The sequence below is a fragment of the Lysobacter sp. GX 14042 genome, assembly GCF_021390425.1.
Taxonomy (GTDB): Bacteria; Pseudomonadota; Gammaproteobacteria; order Xanthomonadales; family Xanthomonadaceae; genus Novilysobacter.
In genome coordinates this window covers 93544-118464 of sequence record NZ_JAJUWY010000004.1, presented here as the reverse complement: position 1 = coordinate 118464, position 24921 = coordinate 93544, and the positions used below count along the sequence as shown (strand labels likewise).

The window sequence follows — 24921 nt, the reverse complement described above, 5'->3', positions numbered from 1 at the left end:
CTCAGCCTCCGAAGATCTTGCTGAAGAACCCCTTCTTGCCGGGTGTGACAAAGCGCATCGGCCGGGTGTCGCCGAGCAGGCGTGCCACCGCGTCGTCGTAGGCCTGTGCGGCGTCGGTCTCGTTGTCGAGGATCACCGGCTCGCCCTTGTTGGAGGCGTTGAGCACGTCGGTGGATTCGGGAACCACGCCGATGGTCTTGATGCCGAGGATCTCCTCGACATCGGCCACGCTGAGCATCTCGCCGGTCTCGACGCGGTTCGGGCTGTAGCGGGTCAGCAGCAGGTGCTCCTTGATCCGCTCGCCCTGTTCGGCCTTGCGGGTCTTGCTGGCCAGCAGGCCGAGGATGCGGTCGGAGTCGCGCACCGAGGAGACCTCGGGATTGACCACCACCACCGCCTGGTCGGCGTAGTACATGGCCAGGAAGGCGCCCTTCTCGATGCCCGCGGGGGAGTCGGCGATGATGTAGTCGAAGCCGTCCTCCTCCAGTTCCTTGAGCACGCGCTCCACGCCTTCGGTGGTCAGCGCGTCCTTGTCGCGGGTCTGCGAGGCGGCAAGGATGTAGAGGTTCTCGAAGCGCTTGTCCTTGATCAGGGACTGCTTGAGCGAGGACTCGCCGTTGACGACGTTGACGAAGTCGTACACCACGCGGCGCTCGCAGCCCATGATCAGGTCGAGGTTGCGCAGGCCGACGTCGAAGTCGATGACCGCGACCTTGTGGCCGCGCCGGGCAAGGCCGCAGGCGATGGAGGCGCTGCTGGTGGTCTTGCCCACGCCACCCTTGCCCGAGGTGACTACGATGATTTCGGTCAAGTTCGGTTCCTCCGGAACGGGTTCAATGCGCGCCGGCGCGGGCGGGGGAAGCACCGGGCACGCGGGATCGGGGTTGTGTTGTTTGCCGCGGACGGGCCGCGGGACTGCGACAGGATGCCCGTTTTCGGGCTCACTGTGTGCCCTGGGGCGCGATGTGCAGCTGGCCGTCCTGCAGCCAGACCTGCACCGGCTTGCCGCGCAGGGCGGCCGGCAGGTCTTCCATCACCTTGTAGTGGCCGGCGATGGCGACCAGCTCGGCGTGGAACTCGTTGCAGAAGATGCGTGCCTGCTCGTTGCCCTGGGCGCCGGCCAGGGCGCGGCCGCGCAGCGGGCCGTAGATGTGCACCGAGCCATCGGCGATCACCTCGGCGCCGGCGCCGACGCCGGCCAGGACCGTCAGGTCGCGGTTGTCGGCGTAGACCTGCTGTCCCGAGCGCACCAGCGGCGCGTGGACCATGCCGGGTGCCACCGCGGTTGCCGTGGTCCGGGGGGGCGGCTCGGGAGAGGGTGCCGCAGCGGCCGGCGGGGCAGCCGGCGCCGGCGCCGACACTGCGCCCGGGTCGCGCTCGTACTGCGCGCGGAACTTGGCCAGCAACGGCAGCCCCAGGTCGCGGGCCAGCCGGTCGGTGTCGCTGCTGCCGTAGGCCAGCGCGACCGGGAGTACTCCGGCGCCGCGCAGGGCCTCGACCAGCTCGCGGGCCGTGGCCGCATCGGGTACCTGGCTCAGGCCGCCGAAGTCCAACACCACCGCGGCACGATCGAACATGCTGGGCGCGCGGCGCACGCGGGCGGCCATCTCGTCGGCCAGGCGTGCCGGATCCAGGCTGCGGATGCGCAGGTTGGCGATCCCGACCTGGCCGATCTTCAGCTCGCCGGCCTGCTCGTAATCCATCGGTACGGTGCTCATGCGTCGGTCCCGGTCGAACGCGGGGCCTCGGCGGCATCGGGCAGCCGGCGCGGCCGCAGCCAGGCGACATCGGGCAGGGTGTCGCCATAGGCCCCGGCGATCCAGGCGTGGCTGTCCAGGTCCTTCATCAGCATCGCCGCGCGGCGACCGGTGTCGGACATGACGTGCTGGCCGATCTCGCGGAAACCGAAGGTCCCGTGGAACAGCAGGACCGGGTTCGATCCGTCTTCCAGGAACACCTCGCAGGCCACCTGCGGATAGCGCGGCTCGGCGTAGCTCTGGGCGTCGGCGTAGAACGCACGGCCCACGCCGCCACCGCGGCGGCGGCTCGCCACCACTACCCGGTCGATATAGAAGAAGTCGTCGTGGCGCTCGCGGAACCAGCGGAAGTTGCTGGAGTCGTGGTCGCTGCCACTGCCAACGCCGATCAGGAAGCCGGCCAGGTTGCCGTCGCGCTCGGCGACCCGGAAGTACTCGGCGGTGTCGTAGAAGTGGCGCAGGCGCGCTGCATCCATGGGAAGGATCGTGGGGCCCGCGGCGTTGTTGAGTGCCAGTACGGAATCCAGCTCATGCTCGCGCACGTCGCGGATGACGATCGACATTCCGGTCTCCAGGGTGGGCGGTTGGCGCAGGGGCGTCATCGCCGGGATTATCGCATGGGCCCTTCGCGGGCCGCGAGTTGCCCACGCCTGCGGACATGGGCGCGGAACCTGTTCAGGCGCCGGCTTCCGGGCACCCCGGAGCCGCGCGATGCCATTAGGATGGCGTGATGATGGGTCCCCTGAACCACACCCGACTGTTGCGCTGGGCCGGCCTGTTCACCTGGGCGATGACCGGTTTCTGGCTGGTCCAACTGTGGCTCGATCCCGGTGCGGCGGCGGCGCTGCAGGCCGGCTCGCACCCCTTCGCCGTGCTGGTCGCGCGCTGGACCGCGGTGTATCTGTCGTTCGGGATCGTCTACTGGTGGATCAGTCGGGACCTGGGCCGGCGCCGCCATGGGGCGCTGGACAACGTCGCACTGCTGGTGCTGACGGCCTGTGCGATCGGGGTCAGCGTGTTCTCCGGCTCCGGGCTCGGGAGCGTGCTGCTGATGGTGATGGCCGGACTGCTGCCGTGGCTGCTGCCGCTGGCGCCGGGCGTGGCCTGGCTGGTGGCCAGCAACCTGGCGGCGATCCCGGTGTTCGTCACCGTGATGGAGTTCCCGGTGCTGATCGCCGCGGCGCAGTCGTTGCTGTACGCGGGTTTTTCCAGTTTCGTGTTCGTCACCGCGCTGGTGGCGCGCCAGCAGACCGAGGCCCGCGAGGAGCAGCGCCGGCTCAACGCCGAGCTGCGCGCTACCCGCCGGCTGCTGGCCGAGAGCGCCCGGGTCAACGAGCGCACCCGCATCTCGCGGGAGCTGCACGACCTGCTGGGCCACCACCTGACCGCGCTGAGCCTGAACCTGGAGGTCGCCGGGCACCTGGTGGAGGGACGGCCGAAGGAGCACGTGCAGCAGGCCCATACGCTGGCACGGCTGCTGTTGACCGACGTACGCGAGGCTGTCAGCCACCTGCGCGAGGGCGGTACCATCGACCTGTCGGCGGCCCTGCGGCCGTTGGCCGAAAACGTGCCGGCACTGGACATCCACATGGACATCCAGTCGCCGCTGAACCTGGACGACCCGGAGCGGGCCCACGTGCTGCTGCGCTGTACGCAGGAGATCATCACCAACGTGGTGCGCCATGCCGGCGCCGGCAACCTGTGGCTCGGCGCGAGGCTGGAGGACGGGTGGGTGCTGATGGATGCCCGCGACGACGGTCGCGGCACCGACCAGCTGCGGGCCGGCAACGGCTTGCGGGGGATGCGTGAGCGGCTGGCCCAGGTCGGTGGGACGGTCAGGGTGGAGACAAGGGCGCGGGCGGGTTTCCGCCTGCACATCGAGGTTCCGGTGTCGGACGCGGTCGCGGCCGCCGGGGAAGGAGCACGGGGATGAGCGGACCGATACGGGTCATGTTGGTCGATGACCAGACGCTGGTGCGGCAGGGGGTGCGTTCGCTGCTGTCGCTGGCCGAGGGCATCGAGGTGGTGGCCGAGGCGGCGGACGGCAAGCAGGCGGTGGAGACGATCCCGGAGGCCGCGCCCGACGTGGTGCTGATGGACATGCGCATGCCGGTGATGTCCGGACTGGAGGCCCTGCAGGCACTGGCGCGTAGCGGCCAGCTGCCGCCGACCATCATCCTCACCACGTTCGACGACGACCAGCTGGTGCTGGCCGGACTGAAGGCGGGCGCCAAGGGCTTCCTGCTCAAGGATGTCTCGCTGGAACAGCTGGTCGATGCGATCCAGACGGTCGCCGCCGGGGGTTCGCTGGTGCAGCCGGCGATGAGCCAGCGGCTGCTGTCGGGACTGGAGCACATGCGCAACCAGTTCGTCAGCCTCGACCAGCCGGACCCGCTGACCGAGCGCGAAACCGAGATCCTGCGGCTGATGGCCGGGGGCTTTTCGAACAAGGAAATCGCCAACTCGCTGGGGGTGGCCGAGGGCACGATCAAGAACCACGTGTCCAATATCCTGTCCAAGCTGGGGGTCCGGGACCGGACGCGGGCGGTGCTCAAGGCCTTCGAACTGAAGCTGGTGTAATGCCTCCCGGGTGCGAAAGACCTGATTCGGCATGGTTCCCCGAGGCTGCGCCGGACCGCAGAACCTTGCTAGCATTGCGCGTCTGCGCCCTCGTCCCATCCTGGGTCCGGCCCTGGAGAACACATGACCCGCTTCATTGAATTCCTGATTTCGCTGGCCATCGTTGCCGTGATTTTCATCGTGGTCGGCTTCCTTCTGCCGTCGCACCGCCACGTCGAGCACTCGGTCGAGACCAACCGCAACATCTCGATCGTCTACGACACGATCAGCAGCTTCAGCCGGTTCGCCCAGTGGAACGTGCTGCCGCTGCGCGATCCCAACATGGACATCCGGGTCTCCGACAACGCCTCCGGCGTCGGCGCCCGCCTGGACTACACCTCCGAGTTGGAGGGACTGGGCAAGGGCAGCTGGGAGATCGTCGAAGCGGTGCCGGGCAAGAGCGTCACCTACGCCATCACCGACGAGGAGCGCGGCCAGGACAAGGTCACGACCTTCACGCTCACCCCGACCGGCCGCAACAACCGCAACGTCAAGATCACCCAGACCTATGACATCGACTACGGCATGAACCTGCTGGGTCGTTACTCGGGCCTGTACGTCAGCTCGGGCACCGGCGAGGCCATGAAGATGGGCCTGCAGCGCCTGACCAACATGCTGGCCGCGGTGCCGAACTACGACTACAACGAGTTCGAGGTCGCGCCGAAGCTGGTCGACCGCCCGGCCACCAACCTGCTGGTGGTGACCGCGGCCGTGGAGCGCAACAACGACGTCGTCCAGCGCACCATGAACAACAACATGCAGTGGATCGAGAAGGTCATGAAGAGCAACGGCCTGGAGCCGGCCGGTCCGCTGCGCATCATCACCAACGAATTCGGGGCCGAGAACTACTCGTTCGACGTCGCCCAGCCGGTGCGCAAGGCGAGCGGCGCCTCCACCGAGACCGCGGTCGAGGACGGCGAGGACGTGGAGGCCGACCAGGCCCGCGCCGAAGCCGCTGCCCAGGCGCCCGCCGGCAAGCTGGAGATCAAGCTCGAGGGCCCCGTGGAGCACGAGTTCGTCGAGGCCCAGAAGGAGGCGATGGTGCCGTTCTCCGGGCATATGGCCACCCTGCCACGCGTGCGCGACACCCTGCGTGCCTGGGTCCTGACCCAGGGGTACGAGACCGCCGGCCGGCCGTACGAGGAGTGGATGAAGGGCATCGACGACAGCTTCACCGAGGAAGGCGAGTTCCAGGCTTACTGGGGCCTTCGCTGAGCCTCGGCCCGGAAGGCTGGTAGTACCCGACGCGCCGCGGACCCCCGCGGCGCGTTTTTTTGTCAGGCCGGCCCGGTGGCGGCAGAATCGGCGGGAGCCTGCAGGGAGACAGCGACCGTGGGGAATGTGGACATGGAAGGAAGGGCCGGGGCGGGTGCGGGCCGCGGCCTCGCGGCTGCCGGGGCGGTCATGGCCGCGCTATCGGTCGCGTTGGCTGCGTATGCGTCCCACGCCGGTGCGCCGGAGGCGCGCGAGGCGCTGCGTTCGGCGGCACTGTTCCTGTTCGGCCATGGCATCGCGTTGGCGGCGCTGGCGCCCCGCGCGGCACGCCGGCCGGGGCGCTGGGCACTGCTCGGGCTGCTGCTGGGGACCGTGCTGTTTTCCGGCAGCGTCGCCGGTGCCCGGCTGCTGGGCTGGTCGTCGGCCGCCGCGCCACTGGGCGGGATACTGATGATCGTGTCCTGGCTGGCCTGGGCGGTCGACGCGGCGAGGCGCTGAGGTGGCCCGCCATTCCCGCGGCTTCGACACCGCGGCGGCCCATGCGCACCTGCAGCAGGATCGGCGGCTGGCGCGCTGGATGCAGCGGATCGGGCCGATCGCCCCGGATCCACGCTGGCGCCGCAGCTTCGACCCGGTCGACGCGCTGGCCCGTTCGATCCTGTACCAGCAGCTCAGCGGCAAGGCCGCGGCGACCATCACCGGCCGGGTCGAGGACGCGATCGGCAGTCGGCGCCTGCATGCCGACACCCTGGGCCGGGTCGATGACGCCACCCTGCGTGCCTGCGGCGTCTCGGGCAACAAGGTGCTGGCGCTGCGCGACCTGAGCCGGCGCGAGGCGGACGGCGGGATCCCCGGTCCCCGCAAGCTGGCGTGGATGGACGAGCAGGCGATCATCGACGCGCTGGTGGCGGTGCGCGGCATCGGGCGCTGGACGGTCGAGATGATGCTGATGTTCCGCCTCGGCCGGCCCGACGTGCTGCCGGTGGACGACCTGGGCATCCGCAAGGGCCTGCAGGCGGTGGACGGGCTGGAGGCCCTGCCGACTGCGCGTGAGGCCGCGGCGCGGGGCGTGCGCTGGGGCCCGTACCGGACCTATGCCGGGCTGTACCTGTGGCGGATCGCCGATGAGGCCTCCGGCAAGGGCGGCGCGCCGACTCCGCGTTCGCAGGAATGACCGGACCGGCGCGGCCGCGGAAGCCACGTCAGCGCTGGCGGCGGCGCAGCACTCCGAGCAGCACGAACACACCCAGGCCGTTGATCGCCAGCGCCAGCGCCAGGGCGACCGCGAGGGTGCGTGACGGGTCGCCGGCGGCCCAGGCCAGGCCGGCGCCGCCGGCGAGCATCGCCAGCCCGGCAAGACGCAGCAGCGTGCCCAGGCGTGGGTGGCTGCGGGCGAAGCTGCGTGCCAGCACGAAGGCCGGGAGGCTGCTGGCGGCGACCACCAGGGCCGGGATCATTCCTTGCTGCATGTGTCGAAGCGCCAGTGCCAGGGTTCGTAGACGATGCCGTGCGGATTGTCGCGCGGGTAGCTCATGTGGAAGCCCAGCGCCGGGGCCCGAGCCTGCAGCCAGGCGAACGCCGCGGTGGCTTCGAAGGATTCCTCGGCCGGCGGCTCGCCCGGCGTGGACAGGTCCAGGGCCAGACCGGAGTGGTGCTCGCTGAAGCCGGGCGCGGCGTTGACCGCCAGGATCTCCCCGACGCTCTGCCCGCGGTCGAGCTTGCGGCGGAAGATCCCGAGCTGGTAATCGTGGCTGCGGTAGCCGGAGATCGCCTCCAGGACGATGCCATCGGCGGCGGCGGCGCGCCGCAGGTGGTCCCAGGCCCGCGCGGCGGGTTCGACCAGCCACAGCGGCCGGCGGTAGCGGTCGAAGCCGGCGAGCGCGAGCCGCGCGGGCTCGGGCACCAGGTCCAGGCCGGTGCGCGCGGCGTACCCGTCGGCATCCAGGCCCAGGTCTTCGAGCCGCTCGTGGAGCCGGTTGAGCGGAAGCTCGCCCGGTTCGCGGACGAAGTCGCGGGCATCGGCGGGCGGGGCGGCGTGCAGTGCATCGAGCAGGTCGAGCGCGTCGGCGATGCCTGGCTCGCGCGGCAGGCGCTCGACCAGGGGCAGCACGCCGCCGGCCAGGTCGGCGGCCAGGTAGCGGCCGTCGCGCTTGCGGCGCAGCACGTGGCGGGCGCGGGCGAGCGTGCGGGCGTCATGGTTGCCGCGCGCGCGCAGCAGGCCCTGCGGCCAGATCTCGATATCGGCGGTGTTGTACAGGACCCGGGGTTGCCCACGCATGCGCGCAGGGTAGTGCCGCACGGGGCGCTACGCCAGCCGTCGGGGACAAAAACGGAAGCCGGCGCGTGGCCGGCTTCCCTGGGGGGATGCGGGTCCCGGTCAGGACTGCGGTGGTGCCTCCTGCGCCGGTGCAGGCTGCGCGGGCTGCAGCAGGAAACCGGCGATCCGGCCTTCGGCATCGATCGCGGTCTGGGCCAGGATGACCCCGCGCTCGTACATCAACGGCACCATGACGACCTGGTAACCGCCCTGCTCGGCCTGCTGCGGCTCGCCGCGGCCGGTGGCGGCACCGAGCTGCTGCGGCAGCGACTCCCAGATCTGGCGCAACTGGTCGCCGGGCACCTGCTGGCGCATCTCGTCGTTGAAGCTGGCCTCGATCGCCGGGTAGTCGCCGGCGTCGAGCCGGTCGAGCAGCTGCAGCGCGGTCTGCTGCGCTCCGGTCGCGTTGGCGGCGGTGGCAGGCGCGGCGTCCTGCGGGGCGGCGTGGCTGATCCCGGCGGTGGCGATCAGCGCCGCTGCGAGGGCGGCGGGAAGCAACATGCGCATCTACGACTCCTTGGTGGGTGCGGGCCGGGCCCGGCAGTGCGCTAGCGATAGCAGGCCGGAGCCGCCGCCGCAAGCCTCACGGGGTGATCCGGTACAGCGGCGCGGGGATGAATTCGCCGGTGGCATACAGTGCGCTGCCGTCGGCCGACCAGCCCAGCGCTTCGGCCTGTGGCAGCCAGGGCAGGGGCTGCACGCGCGGGGTGCCGGCCACCGCGTTGGCCCAGTCCTGGCCCTCGCGGCGGTGGTAGAGCAGCAGGTGGCGGTAGGTCATCACCGCCAGGGTGCGGCGGTCGGGCGACAGCGAGGCGGCGGTGACCTGGCGCGCCAGCGGGGTGCGGCCTTCCGGGATCCCGCCGTCCTCCAAGCCGGGCATGCCGTAGAGCGTGCCCTGTGGCCGGGCGGTCAGCAGCTGCACGGTGGGCGGACGCAGCGGCAGCACGAACAGCTCCGGCGGCTGGCGCTTCTTGGACACCAGCAGGACTTCCCCGCGGACCGGGTCGACCGCGACCGCCTCGGCATCGCGCGGTCCGTCGGGCCAGCGGAACGCGATCGACCAGGCCGGGCGCAGGCGGCCGTTGGCGATCTCCGCGGGTTCCTCGAACACGTGCAGCTGCAGGCTGCGGCGCAGGCCGCCGTTGTCGCCGATGTCGGCCACCAGCAGGTAGCTGCGTCCGTCGAGCCGGAACGATTCCATGTCCTCCCAGTCGGTCTTGACCACCCCGTCGACGTTGAAGCTCGCCAGCCGGCGCCCGCTGGTGGTGACCGCGAACAGCCGCGCCGGGTTGCCGCCATCGTCATGCAGCCACAGCACGCCCTCGTGCCGGGTGGAGGCCGCCAGCCCGCTGATCTCGCGAAGCTGCATGTCCAGCAGGACCCCGGCCAGCGTCGTGCCGGAGGTATCGGGCGCCGCCCGGCAACCGGCCAGCACGGCGATGGCCGCCAGGACGGCAATGGCGAGGCGCAGGCGCAGGGAGGAACGGGTGGGTGGCATCGGGCGAAGCATCGCATGGACCGGGGCGGGCGTAACCGGCCGGTGGTGGCCGCAGCCGCTAGACTTGGCGCCCCATCACAGCCGCGCCGCCATGCCAGACACCACGCCCGACCGCTCTCCACCACGGCCCGTCACCCTCGGAACACCGCTGTCGCCGCACGCGACCCGGGTCCTGCTGCTGGGCTCGGGCGAGCTGGGCAAGGAAGTCGCGCTGGAGCTGCAGCGCTTCGGTGTCGAGGTGATCGCCGCCGACCGCTATGCCGACGCGCCGGCGATGCAGGTCGCCCACCGCAGCCATGTCCTGGACATGCTCGACGGCACCGCGGTCCGGGCCCTGATCGCGCGCGAGCGTCCGCACCTGGTGGTGCCGGAGATCGAGGCCATCCACACCCGCACCCTGGTGGAGCTGGAAGAGGAGTTCGCCGTGCGCGGCAGCGGCACCCGGGTGATCCCGACCGCGCGCGCCGCCTGGCTGACCATGGACCGCGAGGGCATCCGCCGGCTCGCCGCCGAGACCCTGGGCATCCCGACCTCGGCCTACCGCTTCGTCGACACCCGCGAGCAATACCTGGCCGCCATCGGGGCGATCGGGCTCCCGTGCGTGGTCAAGCCGGTGATGTCGTCCTCGGGCAAGGGCCAGTCGCTGGTCCGCGCCCCCGGCGAGGCGGAGGCCGCCTGGGACCATGCGCAATCCGGAGGGCGCGCCGGCAGGGGCCGGGTGATCGTCGAGGGCTTCGTCGATTTCGAGTACGAGATCACCCTGCTGACGGTGCGCCACCGCGACGGCACCACCTTCTGCGAGCCGATCGGCCATACCCAGGCCGACGGCGACTACCGGGAGAGCTGGCAACCGCAGCCGATGTCGCCGTTGGCGCTGGAGCGCGCGCAGGACATGGCGCGCCGCCTGTCCGCCGATCTCGGCGGGTGGGGCGTGTTCGGCATGGAGTTCTTCGTGCGCGGTGACCAGGTGTGGTTCAGCGAGGTCTCGCCACGCCCCCACGACACCGGCCTGGTCACCTTGGCCGGGCAGGACCTGAGCGAGTTCGCCCTGCACGCCCGCGCGATCCTGGGGTTGCCGGTGCCGGTGATCCGCAGCCGCGGACCGTCGGCTTCCTGCGCGGTGCTGGCCGAGGGCCATGGCGTGCCGGTGTTCGGCGCGGTCGAGGCCGCGCTCGCCGAACCCGACACCCAGGTGCGCCTGTTCGGCAAGCCTCGGGTCGAGGGGCGGCGCCGGGTGGCGGTCGCCCTGGCCCTGGGCGACGACATCGGGCATGCACGCGAGAAAGCCCGCCGCGCCGCAGCCCGGCTGCGGGTACACCTGCGCTGATTCCCCTCTACCGGAGCCGACATGCAACAGCGAGTGCTGGACCGTTACGCCGTTTTTTTCTTCCCCCAGGCCCTGGAGGCACTGGGCGAGGACGCCGCGCCATTCCTGGAGGGCGAGGGCAACAAGGCCCACGTGATCTGTCGTGAGATCGATACCGCCGGCGCATTGCTGGAGATGACCCTCGACTGCCAGACCCCTGAGGGCGAGCCGATCGAGGTCGAGTTGATGGTGCCCAGCAACATGGTGCGGATGATCGTCTCCGCGCGCAGCGATGGCAGTTTCGGCTTCCGCCCGCGCCCGGTGCCGCATCCGGTCCCGCAGGCGGAGATTCCGGGGCGCGGCATGGCGGCTTCGTCCAGCCCCGATCCCGCACCGGGTTCCGCGGCCTGACCCGGCGCTGGCCCGTCCGGCCGCTTCAGGGATTGGCGATGTCGACCCACACCAGGTGGTGATCGCTGGCCCCGGCGATGTCCGCTCCCGGGGCCCCCGGCTCCAGCCAGTACACCGCGCCGTCGCGCACCGCCAGGTTGTTCGAGGGCAACACGTAGTCCAGCCGCAGGGTCCCGCTGCGCGGGCCGAAGTCGCCGGTGTGCGTCGCGGTCTCGCCCTGGCGCGGCAACCCGTGCTCGCGCGCCCGCAGCACCGCGCCGCGGCTGCGCGGGATGAAGCCGGCATTGACCCGCGGGTGCGAGAGCAGCTGGTCGATCGCCCCCGGCGCGCCGTCGCCGTCCACCGGGTCGGCGTTGTAGTCGCCGGCGATCACGAAGCGTGCGTCCCGCGCCAGCCCGCCACACTCCCCGCTGTCATCGCACAGCCAGGGCAGCGCGCCGCCGCCGATGTACTCGGCCCACAAGCGGATCTCGTCGGCGTTGCGCCGGCCGTTGCGGTCCTCGGGACCGTCGAACACCGGCGGCGTGGGGTGCGCGGCCAGCAGGTGGATGGTGCCGATGGGCGTGGCCACCGGGACGTCCCAGTGCGACTTGGACGACAGCCGCAGCTGGCGCCAGGTCTCCGCCGGATACCACGGCTGGCCGGACGCCGGATCGAGGGGCTGGCGGGCACCCGGCATCGCGCTCCACGGCAGCAGCCGGAAACTGCGCACCTGCGAGGCGCGGATCGGATGCCGCGAGAGCACCAGCATGCCGTACTGCCCCGGGTGCAGGCCGTAGCCCCACGCATCGTTGCCGCGGTCGCGCCCTTCGCCGCCGGTCTCGCCGTTGCGGTCCAGGTCCAGCCCGCTGGGAACGCCGGTATTGACCGGTGCCAGGTAACGGTACGGATAGTGCAGCGCCTCGCCGCCGCCGGGCTGGGCCTGCTCCAGGTACCGGCGCTGGAACAGCGTGGCGGCGACGCCCTCCGGGTCGTAGTCGAACTCGTTGAGCAGCACCACGTCCGGGCGCACCCGCTGCAACACGGCGGCCACGTCTCGGGCGCCGGCGTCACCGGCACGCAGGCGCGCGACCAGGCCGCCGGCCTGCTCGTCGTACAGCGAGGTGTTGTAGGTCGCCACCCGCACCGTCCCACGCGAGCGCACCGCCTCGGCCCAGCCGTCGGGATCGCCGTGCACGTTCATGCGCACGCAACCGGCGACCAGCACGACCAGGCCGGCGAGGGCCAGCGGCCAGTGGCGGCGCAGCGCGGAGCGCGGGCGGGAGGAAGGGGACGGGGCGTGGGTATGGCGGGGCCGGTGCGGCGGCAGGGTCATGCAGGGTCTCCGGGTTGCAGGTCGCGCCAGCGGCGTCCGTCATGGATCTCGAGCGGACGGAAGCGCCGCTTGTACTCCATTTTCGGATGCCCGGCGATCCAGTAGCCCAGGTAGAGGTGGCGGTGGCCCTGCTGCCGGGCCCATTCCAGCTGGTGCAGGATCGCCAGGGTACCCAGGCTGCGGTGCGCCTGGTCCGGGTCGTAGAAGGTGTAGACCGCCGACAGGGCGGAATCGACGACGTCGGTCACCGCCACCGCCAGCAGCCGGCCGTCCTCGCGCAGCTCCAGGAACCGGCCGGTGTTCCAGCTGCCAGCCAGGAACTGGTCGAACTCGGTGGCGCCGTGGGTGTCCATGCCGCCGCCGCGATGGCGGGCACGCAGGTAGCGCTGGTAGAGCGCCAGCTGCTCCCTGGTGCGTTCGGCCGGCAGGACCCGCAGCTCCACCGCGGCGTTGCGCGCCAGGCAGCGGCGCTGGCTGCGGTTGGGAGTGAACCGGCGCACCGGGATCCGCGCTGCCACGCAGGCACGGCAGCCGGGACAGTGCGGGCGGTAGAGGATGTCGCCGGAGCGGCGGAAGCCCCAGCCCAGCGCCATCGGATACCAGTGCGGCAGGTGCGGATCGCGCGGGTCCAGCACCAGGTCGCGCGCGCTGCGCTCGGGCCAGTAACCACAGGCATGGGTGCCGGTGTGGAACAGGCGCAGGTCGCCGGGATCCTGGCTGGCATCGGTACCCATGGCGCGCAGCATAGCCCTGCCTCGTGTGGATGGGGTGCAGGTGCGGGACGGCGGCTCAGAAGCCGATCAGGCCGCGGCTCTCCACGTGGCGCAGGGTATCGGTGACCTGCCAGTGCTCATCCACGCGGGCCAGCTGCAGGGTCTTGTAGGTGGCCCAGCCGCGGTGGTGGTAGGACTCCAGCTCGGCGGTGGCGTGCGCCTCGTCGGCGGCCCGGAAGGCAGCCACCCGGACCAGGGTCGCGGGCTGGCCGCTCGCCCGGTGGAAGCTGCCGCGGTCCTCGTCGGCGACCTCCACGCACTGGCTGGCCGGCACCACCAGCACCCCGTCGCGGCGCAGCGGGTCGATGACGTGGGCCGGCGCGTCGGCACCGTCCACCGACAGGCATGCGACCGGGGTCGAGGCGTCCTCCAGCGCCAGGGCGAACACCGCGCGGGCCGCACCGGGCACGGTGGCGCCGACGCCACCGTCGAACGGGCCGGCGGCCAGCTGCGGCTCGGGCGGCGCCTGGGTGGCGATGCGGAACAGCGCGAACCCGCCGACCACCGCGATCGCCAGCAGCAGCGCGATCTTGAACAGCAGCATCCGCCGCTGTGCCGGGCGCGCGGCCTCCTCATGGCGGCTACGGAACTGGTAGCTGGGCGCGGTGCCGGCGCGGGTGGTGTCGATCAGGCCCGCCTCGCGCAACAGCTCACGCGCCCGGGGTTGCTGGTCGGACTGTACGACCCAGACCGCCGGGCGCGGCGCGCTGGCATCGCTGTAGCTGAAATGGCTGCGGCGCTGGCCCTTGTACGAGCGTCCGTTGGTGACCCGCACCTCGATGCCGGCCTGCTCGAGCAGGTGCGCGACCTGCTCGACGTTCTCCAGTCGCTGGCTGCTGAAGACCTGGCGCACCGTCAGCCCTGCGCCGGCACGGCGCGCGCGGCGGCGGCGTCGCCGACCACCCGGATCAGCCCTTCCTGGGCGGTGCTGGCGACCAGTCGCCCCTGGCGGTCGTAGATCTGGCCGCGGGCCAGGCCGCGCGAGGCCTGTGCGCTGGGGCTGTCGATGGAGTACAGCAGCCACTCGTCGACCCGGAACGGACGGTGGAACCACAGCGCATGGTCCAGCGAGGCCATCTGCACGTTCGGCTGGTAGTAGCTGATGCCGTGCGGGAAGGTGGCCGTGCCCAGCAGCTGGAAGTCGCTGGCGTAGGCCAGCAGCGCCTGGTGCAGCCGCGGGTCGTCGGGTACCCGGTCGCACAGCTTGAACCAGACCTGCTGGTGCGGCGGGCGCCTGGGCGGGTTGAGCTCGTCGCGCGGGTAGACGTGGCGGAACTCGAACGGACCGGTGCGCGAGAGCCAGCGCTGCACCTTGGTCGGCAGCTTCGCCAGGACCTTCTCGGGGACCGCGGCGGCCGGCTCGATGTCCTCCGGCGGCGGCACCGTGGGCATCGGCAGCTGGTGCTCGGCGCCGCCTTCCTGCTCCTGGAACGAGGCGGCCATGAAGAAGATCACCTGGCCGTGCTGGATCGCGGTCACCCGGCGCACCGAGAAGCTGCCGCCGTCGCGGGTGCGGTCGAGCTGGTAGACGATCGGCGCATCGATGTTGCCGGCGCGCAGGAAATAGGCATGCAGCGAGTGCGCGCCGCGCGGCGAGGACAGGGTCATCTGCGCGGCGGCCAGTGCCTGCCCGAGCACCTGGCCGCCGAAGACGTACTTCGTCCCGATGTCGCGGCTCTGGCCACGGAACAGGTTGTCCTCGAGGCGCTCCAGTGAGAGCAGCTCGACCAGCTCGGTGACGGGTGAGGACATGCGCAGGCCAGCTTGGGGGGACCGGCGATTATAGCGGCCGCGGGGCACCGGGGCCGGGCGCCAGGCGCCGCAGCGGGATGCGCGCCAGCACCTCGTCCCACGGGAACATCGGGCCGGGATCGCGCTTGCGCCGCACGCTGGCGCCCGGCGCGTCGGTGGCGTCCACCAGGCCGGTGTCCAAGTCCTCGTGGCCGGTGATCCAGCGCAGCCCGGGGCACTCGCGGGCCAGGCGGGCAAGCAGGCCCACCAGCGCCCCGGTCTGCGCGGCCGGGTAGGGCTCGTTCATCTCCTGGCGGCGGGAATCCCACCAGTCGGGATAGCGGCCGGTGTTGACCAGTTCGATGCCGAGACTGCGGGCGTTCCAGTCGCGCACGTGGTGGGCGACCCGGTCCAGGGGCACGTAGCGGTGCACGCTGCCGTCGCGGTCGATGTAGAAGTGGCCGCTGTTGCCGGTGCCCGAGGCGGGGTGGACGATGCGCTCGCCGTATTCACGGGCGGTGGCCAGATCCGGCAGTTCGGTGCAGTGGATGACCACCAGGTCGATCCGTGCCGGATCCCGCGGTTCCAGGCGCCCGGCGTAGGGCAGCAGGTGGTCGTGCACGGGGAGGGTGGGGACCGGTGGCGGCGGCTCGGGCGGCATGCCGCGGATGCTAGCATCGCAGCCCCTCCGCCCACGGTCCCGACATGCCCGGTCACTGCATCCTTTCCCACGGTTTCGAGAGTGGCCCGGAGGCGACCAAGGTGACCGCACTGGCCGAGACGGCCGGGCGGCTGGGCTGGAGCTGCGAGCGGCCGGACTACACCGACCTGGACGCCCGCAGCCAGGTCAGTGGACTGGGCGACGTGGCGGCCCGGGTGGAGCGGCTGCATGCGCTGGCGCAGGCGGCAGCCGCGCGCGGGCCGCTGGTGCTGGCCGGTTCCAGCCTGGGAGCCTGGATTTCCGGCCACGTCTCGCGCCGGGTGCGGGTGGCGGGGCTGTTCCTGATGGCGCCGCCGGTCAGGCTCGATGAAGCGCATCCGATCGAGGCCGACGAGGTGCCCACCAGCATCGTCCACGGCTGGGGCGACGAGCTGATTCCCGCCACGCACGTGGTCGACTGGGCGCAGGCGCGGCGCGCCACCTTGTTGATGGTCGACGACAGCCACCGACTTGCCGGCCACGTGGAGGCCAGCGCGCTTGCCTTCGGCGAGCTGCTGCGGCGCCTGGACGACTCCGCCGGCGACCTGCGCGCGGCCGCCCGATGAGGTTCTTCGCCAGCTGCGGCAAGGGCCTGGAGTACCTGCTGGCCGACGAGCTGCAGGCACTGGGCTGCGAGCGGGCGACCGCCACCATCGCCGGGGTGAACGTGGAGGGCACGCTGGCCGACGCGCAACGCGCGGTGCTGTGGTCGCGCCTGGCCAGCCGGATCCTGTGGCCACTCGCGGAATTCGAATGCCCCGATGCCGAGGCGCTGTATGCCGGCGTGGGCGCCGTGCCCTGGCCGGAGCACCTGGCCGGCGGGGACACCCTGGCGATCGATGCGCACGTGTCCGGCGAGGGCATCACCCACGCCCGCTACGCCGCCCAGCGTGCCAAGGACGCGGTGGTCGACGTCATGCGCCAGGCCACCGGCAGCCGCCCGGATGTCGACGTGGAGCACCCGGACCTGCGCCTGAACCTGGTGGTGCGCAAGGGCCGGGCGGTGCTGTCGGTCGACCTGGGCGGCGGGCCGCTGCACCGCCGCGGCTGGCGCGCCCACCAGGGCGAGGCGCCGCTGAAGGAGACCCTGGCCGCGGGCGTGCTGCTGCGGGGCCGCTGGCCGCAGGTGTACGCCGGTGGCGGCGCGCTGCTGGACCCGATGTGCGGCAGCGGCACGCTGCTGATCGAGGGCGCGTTGATGGCGGCCGACGTTGCGCCGGGCCTGCTGCGCCACGGCGGCTTCCCGCCCTCGCACTGGAAGGGCTTCGACCCGATGGAATGGCAGCGCCAGCTGGAGGACGCGCGCGGCCGCGAGTCCACCGGACGGGCCGCGCTGCGCCCGGTATTCACTGGCCGTGACCTGGACCCGCGGGCGATCGCCGCGGCGCGGGAGAACGAGGTGCTCGCCGGGCTGGCCGGCCTGGTCGACTGGAAGGTGGCGCCGGTCGCCGGGCTGGAATCCGCGCCCGGCGGGGACGCCGGACTGGTCGTCTGCAACCCGCCCTACGACCTGCGCCTGGCGGCCGATCCGGCGCTGTACCGCGAACTCGGCGACGCGCTGCGCCGTGCCGTGCCCGGCTGGAGTGCGAGCCTGCTGTGCGGCGATGCCGAGCTGGCCTACGCCACCGGCCTGCGGGCGAAGAAGAAGTACCAGGTGTTCAACGGCGCGATCGAGTGCACGCTGATCGTTGCCGACCCGGTCGCCCCGGCGCGCGCCGTGCGCGAAGACGCGCCCGCCCGACTGGGCGAGGGCGCGCAGATGGTCGCCAACCGGCTGCGCAGGAACCTGCGCCGGCTCAGGGCCTGGCGGCGCCAGGAAGGCGTCAGCTGCTTCCGCGCCTACGACGCCGACCTGCCGGAGTACGCGGCAGCGATCGATGTCTACGAAACCGGTGAAACCGCTCCCCGTACCTTCCTGCACGTGCAGGAGTACGCCGCCCCGGCCTCGATCCCGGAGGACGTGCAGCGCCGCCGGCTGAACGAACTGATGGCCGCCGCGCGCGAGGTCTTCGGGGTCCCGCGCGAGCAGGTCGCGCTCAAGACCCGGGCCCGTGGCAAGGGCGGCAGCAAGTACGGGCGCTTCGACCAGCGCGGGGAGTTCCTCACCGTGCACGAGGGCGACGCGCGCCTGCGGGTGAACCTGTTCGACTACCTCGACACCGGCCTGTTCCTGGACCACCGGCCGATGCGGCTGCGCATCGCCGAAGAGGCGGAGGACACCCGCTTCCTCAACCTGTTCGGCTACACCGGCGCGGCGACCGTGCACGCGGCGGTCGGCCGGGCGCGCGCCACCACCACCGTCGACCTGTCCGGCACCTACCTGCAGTGGTGCGCCGACAACCTGGCGCTCAATGGCGTGGGCGGCAGCCGCCACCAGCTGGTGCAGGCCGATGCCCTGGCCTGGCTGGAGGCCGATCGCGGCCAGTACGACCTGGTGTTCTGCGACCCGCCGACCTTCTCCAATTCCAAGCGTGCCGGCGACTTCGACATCCAGGCCGTGCACGTGCGCCTGTTGCGCGCGGCGGTGGCGCGGCTGGCGCCTGGCGGGGTGCTGTATTTCTCCAACAACTTCCGGCGCTTCAAGCTGGACGACGAGGCGGTGGCGGCGTTCGCAGCCATCGAGGAGATCACCCCCTCGACGATTCCCCCCGACTTCGAACGCAACGCCCGCATCCACCGCACCTGGCGCATCACCGGTAGGGCGCAATAGCCGCCCGCCTCACCGTTCCGGCGGATGACGGCCTCCGGCCTAATCCGCCCTGCGGCGGTGCATGGCAATGCCGGCCAGGCTAACGCCCACCGCGACCGCCACCACGATGATCGTCGCCAGCGCGTTGATCTCCGGGGTCACGCCCAGCTTGACCTTGGAGTACACCACCATCGGCAGCGTGCTCGAGCCCGGGCCGGAGGTGAAGCTGGCGATCACCAGGTCGTCCAGCGACAGGGTGAAGGCTAACAGCCAGCCGGCCAGCAGCGCCGGGGCGATCAGCGGCAGGGTGATGACGAAGAACACCCGCCAGGGCTTCGCGCCCAGGTCCATCGCCGCCTCTTCCAGGCTTTCGTCCATCGAGGTCATGCGCGAGCGCACCACCACCGTGACGTAGCAGGCGGTCAGGGTGATGTGGGCCAGGGTGATCGTGGTCATGCCGCGGTCGGGCCAGTCGAAGGCCTGCTGCAGGGTGACGAACAGCAGCAGCGAGGACAGGCCGATCATCACGTCGGGCATGACCATGGGCGCGGAGTTCATCAGGCTCAGCAGCCCGCGCCCCGGGAAGCGGCCGAAGCGCGACAGCGCCAGCCCGCTCGCCGTGCCCAGCGCCACCGCGGCGGTGGCGGTGATGGCGGCGATCAGGAAGCTGCGCTGCACCGCGTCCAGCAGCTGCTGGTTGGAGGCCAGCTCGGCGTACCAGCGCAGCGAGAACCCGCCCCACACGGTCGACACCCGCGAGGCGTTGAACGAGTACACGATCACCGAGAAGATCGGGATGTACAGGAACGCGTAGCCCACCAGCATCGCGGTGTAGAGGGCGAACGGCCGGCGGTTCATGCCTCGGCCTCGCGGTTGGCGCGGCGGTTTTCCACGTACTCGAACAGCAGCGTCGGGGCGACGATCAGCACCAGCATGGCGATGGTCACCGCCGCCGCCAGCGGCCAGTCACGGTTGGTGAAGAACTCGATCCACAGCACCCGGCCGATGGTCAGCGCATCCGGCCCGCCGAGGATGTCGGGGATCACGAACTCGCCCACCGCCGGGATGAACACCAGCAGCGCGCCGGCGATGATGCCCGGCATCGACAGCGGCAGGGTGATGCGCATGAAGGCATGCCAGGGCTTCGCGCCCAGGTCCTCGGCCGCCTCCAGCAGGGTGAAGTCCAGCCGCATCAGCGTGGCCGTGAGCGGCAGGATCATGAACGGCAGGTAGTTGTAGACGATGCCCACGTACACCGCGGCGTTGGTGTAGAGGATGCCCCAACCCGGATCGACCAGCCCCACCGCCGACAGCACCTGTCCCAGCAGCCCGTTGGCCTTGAGGATGCCCATCAGGGCATAGGTGCGCAGCAGCGAGCTGGTCCAGAACGGCAGCACCACCAGCACCAGCAGCACCATCCGCAGCGAGGGCCGCGCGCGGGCGATGCCGTAGGCGATCGGGTAGCCCAGCAGCAGGCAGAACAGGGTGGACACGGACGCGAACAGCAGCGACTTCAGGTACGCCGATACGTACAGCGGGTCGCTCAGCAGCATCGCGTAGTTGGATGCGCGCAGCCGCAGCGAGACCGCGCCGTCGGCGGCGGTCTCCATCAACGCGGTGTACGGCGGCACCTGGCCGAACACCGCCTGCGAGAAGCTGATCTTCAGCACGATCAGGAACGGGACCAGGAAGAACAGCCCCAGCCAGAGCATCGGCAGGCTGGTCACCAGGAAGCGCCCGCGGCGGGTGCGGAACTCGCGGCCGACCAGGCGGAACCAGCCGAACAGGTTGCGCACCACGTCGAACCAGAAGCCCCACACGCCGGAGGCGGGCGCAGCCTTCATCTGGTGATCCTCATGCCGTCAGCACCACCGCGCTGGCCGCCTCCCAGGACAGCCACAGGGTGTCGTCCCAGTCGTAGTGCGGCTCCGAGCTGCGCGCCACGTGGGTCTCCTGGACCCGGACGATCGCACCCGAGGCGGTCTTCACCCGGTAGACCGAAACGTCGCCCAGGTAGGCGACATCGGCCACCTTGCCCTCGACCACGTTCTCGGTGGCCGCGGTCCCGCGCTCGGGCGGGTGCTCGTGCACGTCGATCTTCTCCGGCCGTACCGCGACGCTCACCGCGGTGCCCTCCGGCAGCGGATCGGTGTGGCGGGCCAGCAGCTCGGCCTCCAGCCGGTCGCACTGGATGCGGACCGTGCCGGTCGCCTCGTCGCTGGACAGCACCCGGCCCTCGAACAGGTTGATGCCGCCAATGAACTCGGCCACGAACCGGGTCGAGGGGTACTCGTAGAGCACCGCCGGGGTGGAGACCTGGACCACGCGCCCGGTGTCCATCACCGCGATCCGCGAGGACATGGTCATCGCCTCCTCCTGGTCGTGGGTGACCATGATGAAGGTGGTGCCCACGCGCTCCTGGATGTTCACCAGTTCGAACTGGGTGTGCTCGCGCAGCCGCTTGTCCAGCGCGCCCAGCGGCTCGTCGAGCAGCAGCAGCTTGGGCTGCTTGGCCAGCGCCCGGGCCAGGGCCACCCGCTGGCGCTGTCCACCCGACAGCTGGTGCGGCTTGCGGTTGCCCAGCTGCGGCATGCGCACCAGCTCCAGCATTTGCTGGACCCGGTCGCGGATCTCCGCGGCCGGCAGCCTGTCCTGGCGCAGGCCAAAGGCGATGTTCTGCGCCACGCTCATGTGCGGGAACAGGGCGTAGCTCTGGAACATCATGTTCACCGAGCGCTTGTAGGGCGGCAGCCGGGTCACGTCGACCCCGTCGATCAGGATGCGGCCGCGGTCGGGGTCCTCCAGGCCGGCGAGGATCCGCAGCAGGGTGCTCTTGCCCGAGCCCGAGCCGCCGAGCAGGGCGAAGAACTCCCCGCGGTAGATGTCCAGCGTTATGTCGTCGCAGGCGTAGACCTTGCCGAAGGTCTTGGTCACGCCCTCGATGCGCACGAACGGCTGCGCCGCCGGGTCGCGCCACGGCTCGGTGGAGGCGACGGGGCCGGGGAGGATGCCTGGCGTGGCGTTCACGGGCTCAGCGGCCGCTCTTGATCTGGGTCCAGGCGCGCACGCGCTGGCGCTGCACGTCCTCCGGCAGCGAGACCGGGTCGACCAGCTTGGCGCGCACATCCGCGGGCGGGTACACGCCCTGGTCGGCGGCGATGTCCGGGTCGACCAGGGCGGTGGCGGCGAGGTTGGCGTTGGCGTAGGCGACGTAGTCGGTGATGGCGGCGATCACCTCCGGCTCCATCAGGTGGTTGATGAAGGCGTGGGCGGCGTCCGGATTGCGGGCGTCGGCGGGGATGGCCATGACGTCCATCCAGCGGATCGCGCCTTCCTTCGGGATCACGTAGCGGATGTCGGGCGCCGGGTTGCCGGTGTTCTCCGCCGCCTCCAGCGCCACGTCGCGGGCTTGGCCGATGTCGCCGGAATAGCCCATGACCAGGCAGGCGTCGCCGTTGGCCAGCGCGTCCTTGTACTCGGCGTTGTTGAAGGTGCGGATGTAGGGGCGGATCGCCGCGTAGGCCTGGCGGACCGCCTCGATCTCGTCGGCGGCGCCGGCATTGGGATCGCGCCCCATCCAGATCAGCGCGGCGCCGAATGCCTCCTGGTCGTCATCCAGGATGCTGATCCCGCAGCCGGCCAGCTTGCTGGCGCTGGCCGGGTCGAACAGCAGGTCCCAGCTGTCCAGCGGCACGTCGGCCCCGAGCGCGGCGCGGACCTTCTCCACGTTCACGCCCAGCCCGGTCGTGCCCCACATGTACGGCACGACGTGCCGATTGCCCGGGTCGATGTCGGTCAGCCCTTCCATGATCTCCGGGTCCAGGTGCTGCAGGTTGGGCAGCCTGTCCTTGTCCAGCGGCATGTACAGGCCGGCGGCGATCTGCCGCTGGGCGAACGGGCGGGCCGAAGGGAACACCACGTCGTAGCCGGCGCCGCCGGCGGTCAGCTTCGCCTCCAGCGTCTCGTTCTCGGAATAGACGTCGTAGTTGACCTTGATCCCCGTGGCCTGCTCGAAGCCGGAGATCGTGTCCTCGGCCACGTAGTCGGACCAGTTGTAGACGTTGAGCGCCTGGCCGCCGGTGCCGGCGCTGCCGGTGGAGTCGCCGCCGCAGGCGGCGAGAAGCAGGATGCAGGCCAACGGGGCGAGACGCAGGGACACGGCGGTTCTCCGGATCGGGTGGGGAGTGGATTCACGCGAAGGCCGCGTACGTGCGGGCAGGGTGCGTCGACGGGGGTCTGGCGCGCGTGAGGGCGCATGTTCGGAGTGCGCCGGCCCGGTGTCAACGCGGCTTCCGCCGCGTCACTGGCGGGTGTATCGTGCCGCCCCTTTTCGCCGCCTGGCGCGCGGCCCATTCCGATCCGGAGATCCACCGATGCGCAACACCCGTTTCCGCCGCAGGGCACTTTCCCTGGGCCTGGTCCTCGCGGTTCCGGCGCTGCCGGCAGTGGCGGCGCAGTCGACGCAGGAGCCGGACTGGAGCGTCGGCGGCAGCGTCACCGGCGCCACCGACTACGTCTGGCGCGGCGTGTCACAGACCGATGGGGACCCCGCCCTGCTGCTGGACCTGTACGCGGGGCATGAAAGCGGCTGGTACCTGGGGGCATCGGCGGCCAGCGTCGACTTCGGCGACCCGGACGACGGCATGGACTACGAGCTGTCGCCGTACATCGGCTGGGCCGGTGGGCTGGGCGCCGCCGAGCTGGACGTGTTCGTCTCCAGGGTGATGTACCCGGGGGTCAACGACGGCTACGACATCGATTACACCGAGATCGAGGCGAGCCTGGGCTTCGCGGAGTACTACCACGTCGGCCTGGCCTACTCGCCTGACATCTTCAACCTCGGCGGGCACGGCTGGTATTACACCGCCGGCGCGGAGTGGCCGCTGGGCGGCAGCGGGCTCACCCTGGCGGTGCAGGCCGGCCACTACGACCTGCGGGACGCCGCTGGCGACAGTTACAACGACTGGCTGCTGGGGCTGTCGCGCGGATTCGGGCCGGTCGACGTGCGGCTGCAGTACACCGACACCTCCAGCTACGGGGAAATCCTCGGCGAGTCGGTGGGCGCCCCGGCGCTGGCGGACGGGCGCACCACGCTGCTTGTGGGCTGGGAATTCTGAGGCCGCGTCGCCGACGATGAAGCGTTCCACCGGCGGGGGTGGCGTCGGCCGGCTCCGGCCCCGACATTGCGACGCATGACACCGCAAACCGGAGCGCATCCCATGACCACCCACGCCCACATCGACCGCATCGTGCGCGGCATGCCGACCTCCGACGGCGCCGGCGTGCGCCTGACCCGCGTCATCGGCACCCCGCAGCTGTCGGAGCTCGACCCGTTCCTGATGCTCGACGAGTTCGGCACCGACCGCGCCGAGGACTACATCGCCGGCTTCCCCGATCACCCGCACCGTGGCTTCGAGACCGTCACCTACATGCTCGACGGGCGCATGCGCCACCGCGACAGCCACGGCAACGAGGGCGTGCTGGTGCCGGGCAGCGTGCAGTGGATGACCGCCGGCCGGGGCCTGGTGCATTCGGAGATGCCCGAGCAGGAAGAGGGGCGCATGCGCGGCTTCCAGCTGTGGGTGAACCTGCCGGCGCGGCTGAAGATGAGCGAGCCGCAGTACCAGGAGTTCGCCGCCGAACGGATTCCGCTGGTCACGCCGGAGGCCGGGGTGACAGTGAAGGTGGTCGCCGGACGGGTCGGGGAGGTCGCGGGACCGGTCAGCCAGCCGGCGACGGAGCCGGTCTACCTGGACGTCTCACTGGATGCCGGCGCGGCCTGGGAGCACGCCCTGCCGCAGGGGCACAACGCGTTTGCCTATGTCTTCGAAGGCGCTGCGGCGATCGGGCAGGACGCCGCCGCACGTGAACTGGCCGCGCCGCAGCTGGCCGTCCTGGGTGGCGGTCCGCGGGTGCGGCTGCAGGCCGCCGGTGGGGGTGCCCGGGTGTTGCTGGTCGCCGGTCGCCCGCTCGGCGAGCCGGTGGCGCGCCACGGCCCGTTCGTCATGAACACCCGCGAGGAACTGATGCAGGCGTTCGCCGACTTCCAGGCCGGCCGCTTCTGAGCCTGTGCCCGGCGCGCCCGTCCTAGGGCGCGCTGCCGCCGCCGGCCACCTGGCGGCCGGTGCCAAAACGCAGTCCGCCGGCCAGGTCGAAGGCGCGTTCGAGCTCCTCGCCGTCCGGCGCCTGCAGCCAGAGATGCGCGATGCGGCCGTCCGGCAGCTTGATCAGCGTCTCGCGGGCGGCGATCTCCGGCTGGGTCGCGATCTCGGCGCGGAACCACTGCACCTGGAAGCCGCCGACCTGGCCGCGCTCCTCGCGGTTCTTGCGCTGTGGCTCGAACGGTGACTGGTCGGCGATGTACAGGCCGAAGGCCTCGCTCCCGTCCTCGCGCAGGGCGCGGCAGAAATCGGATTCCGCGGTGCCGCGGTGTTCCCAGCTCAAGCCCGAGTCGGGTGGAAGTTGCGGACAGCCCGGCGTGGACTGCTGCGCGTGCGTGGCCGAGGCGGCCAGCAACAGCCAGGGCAGGCAGAGTGCGATTGCTTTCATTGATCCCCCTTGCGTCCGCGTTGCGCGGAAGCAGTGCCGAC

27 protein-coding genes and 1 pseudogene are annotated in these 24921 nt (G+C 71.4%); 11 read left to right on the top strand and 17 right to left on the bottom strand.

Annotation, left to right across the window (positions count from 1 at the left end; genetic code table 11):
- Nucleotide 1: 1 nt before the first annotated feature.
- The 3 genes from minD to LY625_RS07865 form a co-directional block, all read right to left on the bottom strand.
- Nucleotides 2-811 carry a septum site-determining protein MinD gene (gene minD / locus LY625_RS07875; RefSeq protein WP_233739457.1) on the bottom strand — a complete coding sequence of 270 codons (810 nt, stop codon included), beginning with the start codon at nucleotides 809-811 and terminating at the stop codon, nucleotides 2-4.
- Between the two features lie 130 nt (nucleotides 812-941).
- On the bottom strand, nucleotides 942-1718 hold the full coding sequence (gene minC / locus LY625_RS07870; RefSeq protein WP_233739455.1) for a septum site-determining protein MinC: 777 nt from the start codon (nucleotides 1716-1718) through the stop codon (nucleotides 942-944).
- Nucleotides 1715-2320: a GNAT family N-acetyltransferase gene (locus LY625_RS07865; RefSeq protein WP_233739453.1), complete on the bottom strand. Its 606-nt coding sequence runs from the start codon at nucleotides 2318-2320 to the stop codon at nucleotides 1715-1717. The genes minC and LY625_RS07865 overlap by 4 nt, the downstream gene beginning before the upstream one ends.
- A 167-nt stretch (nucleotides 2321-2487) precedes the next feature.
- On the opposite strand from LY625_RS07865, the gene LY625_RS07860 reads away from it, so the two are divergent.
- The 5 genes from LY625_RS07860 (at nucleotide 2488) to LY625_RS07840 (ending at nucleotide 6765) form a co-directional block, all read left to right on the top strand.
- Nucleotides 2488-3690 carry a sensor histidine kinase gene (locus LY625_RS07860; RefSeq protein WP_233739451.1) on the top strand — a complete coding sequence of 401 codons (1203 nt, stop codon included), beginning with the start codon at nucleotides 2488-2490 and terminating at the stop codon, nucleotides 3688-3690.
- Nucleotides 3687-4337 carry a response regulator transcription factor gene (locus LY625_RS07855; protein WP_233739449.1) on the top strand — a complete coding sequence of 217 codons (651 nt, stop codon included), beginning with the start codon at nucleotides 3687-3689 and terminating at the stop codon, nucleotides 4335-4337. Before LY625_RS07860 ends, LY625_RS07855 begins: the two co-directional genes overlap by 4 nt.
- Nucleotides 4338-4460: 123 nt before the next feature.
- Nucleotides 4461-5591 (top strand): SRPBCC family protein, encoded by a 1131-nt coding sequence (locus LY625_RS07850; protein ID WP_233739447.1) that lies wholly within the window; start codon nucleotides 4461-4463, stop codon nucleotides 5589-5591.
- Nucleotides 5592-5723: 132 nt separating this feature from the next.
- Nucleotides 5724-6089: a DUF423 domain-containing protein gene (locus LY625_RS07845; RefSeq protein ID WP_233739445.1), complete on the top strand. Its 366-nt coding sequence runs from the start codon at nucleotides 5724-5726 to the stop codon at nucleotides 6087-6089.
- Between the two features lies 1 nt (nucleotide 6090).
- The gene (locus LY625_RS07840) at nucleotides 6091-6765 is read left to right on the top strand and encodes a DNA-3-methyladenine glycosylase 2 family protein (protein ID WP_233739443.1); all 675 of its coding nucleotides are present in this window, start codon (nucleotides 6091-6093) and stop codon (nucleotides 6763-6765) included.
- Between the two features lie 28 nt (nucleotides 6766-6793).
- Here the strand turns inward: LY625_RS07840 and LY625_RS07835 are convergent, their stop codons facing one another.
- From LY625_RS07835 to LY625_RS07820, 4 genes are all read right to left on the bottom strand, one after another.
- Nucleotides 6794-7048 carry a hypothetical protein gene (locus LY625_RS07835; protein WP_233739441.1) on the bottom strand — a complete coding sequence of 85 codons (255 nt, stop codon included), beginning with the start codon at nucleotides 7046-7048 and terminating at the stop codon, nucleotides 6794-6796.
- Complete coding sequence (locus LY625_RS07830) at nucleotides 7045-7869, bottom strand: M15 family metallopeptidase (RefSeq protein WP_233739439.1); 825 nt, start codon at nucleotides 7867-7869, stop codon at nucleotides 7045-7047. Before LY625_RS07830 ends, LY625_RS07835 begins: the two co-directional genes overlap by 4 nt.
- A 99-nt stretch (nucleotides 7870-7968) precedes the next feature.
- Nucleotides 7969-8415: a DUF3887 domain-containing protein gene (locus tag LY625_RS07825; protein ID WP_233739430.1), complete on the bottom strand. Its 447-nt coding sequence runs from the start codon at nucleotides 8413-8415 to the stop codon at nucleotides 7969-7971.
- Nucleotides 8416-8491: 76 nt separating this feature from the next.
- Nucleotides 8492-9406 (bottom strand): hypothetical protein, encoded by a 915-nt coding sequence (locus LY625_RS07820; protein WP_233739428.1) that lies wholly within the window; start codon nucleotides 9404-9406, stop codon nucleotides 8492-8494.
- Between the two features lie 91 nt (nucleotides 9407-9497).
- On the opposite strand from LY625_RS07820, the gene purT reads away from it, so the two are divergent.
- Together purT and LY625_RS07810 are read left to right on the top strand one after the other, a co-directional pair.
- The gene (gene purT / locus LY625_RS07815; RefSeq protein WP_233739426.1) at nucleotides 9498-10733 is read left to right on the top strand and encodes a formate-dependent phosphoribosylglycinamide formyltransferase; all 1236 of its coding nucleotides are present in this window, start codon (nucleotides 9498-9500) and stop codon (nucleotides 10731-10733) included.
- Between the two features lie 21 nt (nucleotides 10734-10754).
- Nucleotides 10755-11123 carry a hypothetical protein gene (locus LY625_RS07810; RefSeq protein ID WP_233739424.1) on the top strand — a complete coding sequence of 123 codons (369 nt, stop codon included), beginning with the start codon at nucleotides 10755-10757 and terminating at the stop codon, nucleotides 11121-11123.
- Between the two features lie 25 nt (nucleotides 11124-11148).
- Here the strand turns inward: LY625_RS07810 and LY625_RS07805 are convergent, their stop codons facing one another.
- The 5 genes and pseudogenes from LY625_RS07805 to LY625_RS07785 all read right to left on the bottom strand — a co-directional run bounded on the left by LY625_RS07805 (nucleotide 11149) and on the right by LY625_RS07785 (nucleotide 15603).
- Entirely contained in the window at nucleotides 11149-12306 is a 1158-nt protein-coding gene (locus LY625_RS07805) for an endonuclease/exonuclease/phosphatase family protein (RefSeq protein WP_233739570.1), read from the bottom strand.
- 128 nt (nucleotides 12307-12434) lie between these two features.
- Nucleotides 12435-13184, bottom strand: coding sequence for an arginyltransferase (locus tag LY625_RS07800; protein ID WP_233739422.1), 750 nt, complete (start codon nucleotides 13182-13184; stop codon nucleotides 12435-12437).
- A 640-nt stretch (nucleotides 13185-13824) separates the two neighbouring features.
- Nucleotides 13825-14064: pseudogene (locus tag LY625_RS07795) on the bottom strand (DUF2007 domain-containing protein); the annotation flags it as partial.
- Nucleotides 14065-14066: 2 nt separating this feature from the next.
- Nucleotides 14067-14963, bottom strand: coding sequence for an acyl-CoA thioesterase II (gene tesB, locus LY625_RS07790; protein ID WP_233739420.1), 897 nt, complete (start codon nucleotides 14961-14963; stop codon nucleotides 14067-14069).
- Nucleotides 14964-14991: 28 nt separating this feature from the next.
- Nucleotides 14992-15603: an N-acetylmuramoyl-L-alanine amidase gene (locus LY625_RS07785; RefSeq protein WP_233739418.1), complete on the bottom strand. Its 612-nt coding sequence runs from the start codon at nucleotides 15601-15603 to the stop codon at nucleotides 14992-14994.
- A 44-nt stretch (nucleotides 15604-15647) separates the two neighbouring features.
- Here LY625_RS07785 and LY625_RS07780 point away from each other — a divergent pair, with 44 nt between their 5' ends.
- The gene (locus LY625_RS07780) at nucleotides 15648-16208 is read left to right on the top strand and encodes a hypothetical protein (RefSeq protein ID WP_233739416.1); all 561 of its coding nucleotides are present in this window, start codon (nucleotides 15648-15650) and stop codon (nucleotides 16206-16208) included.
- Entirely contained in the window at nucleotides 16205-18352 is a 2148-nt protein-coding gene (gene rlmKL, locus LY625_RS07775; RefSeq protein ID WP_233739401.1) for a bifunctional 23S rRNA (guanine(2069)-N(7))-methyltransferase RlmK/23S rRNA (guanine(2445)-N(2))-methyltransferase RlmL, read from the top strand. The genes LY625_RS07780 and rlmKL overlap by 4 nt, the downstream gene beginning before the upstream one ends.
- 39 nt (nucleotides 18353-18391) lie before the next feature.
- Here the strand turns inward: rlmKL and LY625_RS07770 are convergent, their stop codons facing one another.
- Genes LY625_RS07770 through LY625_RS07755 form a run of 4 tightly spaced genes read right to left on the bottom strand, consistent with a single transcriptional unit; the run spans nucleotide 18392 to nucleotide 22490 of the window.
- Nucleotides 18392-19189, bottom strand: coding sequence for an ABC transporter permease subunit (locus LY625_RS07770; protein WP_233739385.1), 798 nt, complete (start codon nucleotides 19187-19189; stop codon nucleotides 18392-18394).
- Nucleotides 19186-20175 (bottom strand): ABC transporter permease subunit, encoded by a 990-nt coding sequence (locus LY625_RS07765; protein ID WP_233739383.1) that lies wholly within the window; start codon nucleotides 20173-20175, stop codon nucleotides 19186-19188. The genes LY625_RS07770 and LY625_RS07765 overlap by 4 nt, the downstream gene beginning before the upstream one ends.
- A gap of 10 nt (nucleotides 20176-20185) precedes the next feature.
- Nucleotides 20186-21358 (bottom strand): ABC transporter ATP-binding protein, encoded by a 1173-nt coding sequence (locus tag LY625_RS07760; RefSeq protein WP_233739381.1) that lies wholly within the window; start codon nucleotides 21356-21358, stop codon nucleotides 20186-20188.
- A gap of 4 nt (nucleotides 21359-21362) precedes the next feature.
- On the bottom strand, nucleotides 21363-22490 hold the full coding sequence (locus LY625_RS07755; protein ID WP_233739379.1) for an extracellular solute-binding protein: 1128 nt from the start codon (nucleotides 22488-22490) through the stop codon (nucleotides 21363-21365).
- Nucleotides 22491-22704: 214 nt separating this feature from the next.
- On the opposite strand from LY625_RS07755, the gene LY625_RS07750 reads away from it, so the two are divergent.
- Together LY625_RS07750 and LY625_RS07745 are read left to right on the top strand one after the other, a co-directional pair.
- Nucleotides 22705-23448 (top strand): TorF family putative porin, encoded by a 744-nt coding sequence (locus LY625_RS07750; RefSeq protein WP_233739377.1) that lies wholly within the window; start codon nucleotides 22705-22707, stop codon nucleotides 23446-23448.
- A gap of 102 nt (nucleotides 23449-23550) precedes the next feature.
- The gene (locus tag LY625_RS07745; protein ID WP_233739358.1) at nucleotides 23551-24396 is read left to right on the top strand and encodes a pirin family protein; all 846 of its coding nucleotides are present in this window, start codon (nucleotides 23551-23553) and stop codon (nucleotides 24394-24396) included.
- Nucleotides 24397-24418: 22 nt separating this feature from the next.
- Here the strand turns inward: LY625_RS07745 and LY625_RS07740 are convergent, their stop codons facing one another.
- The gene (locus LY625_RS07740; RefSeq protein ID WP_233739356.1) at nucleotides 24419-24880 is read right to left on the bottom strand and encodes a hypothetical protein; all 462 of its coding nucleotides are present in this window, start codon (nucleotides 24878-24880) and stop codon (nucleotides 24419-24421) included.
- Nucleotides 24881-24921 lie beyond the last annotated feature (41 nt).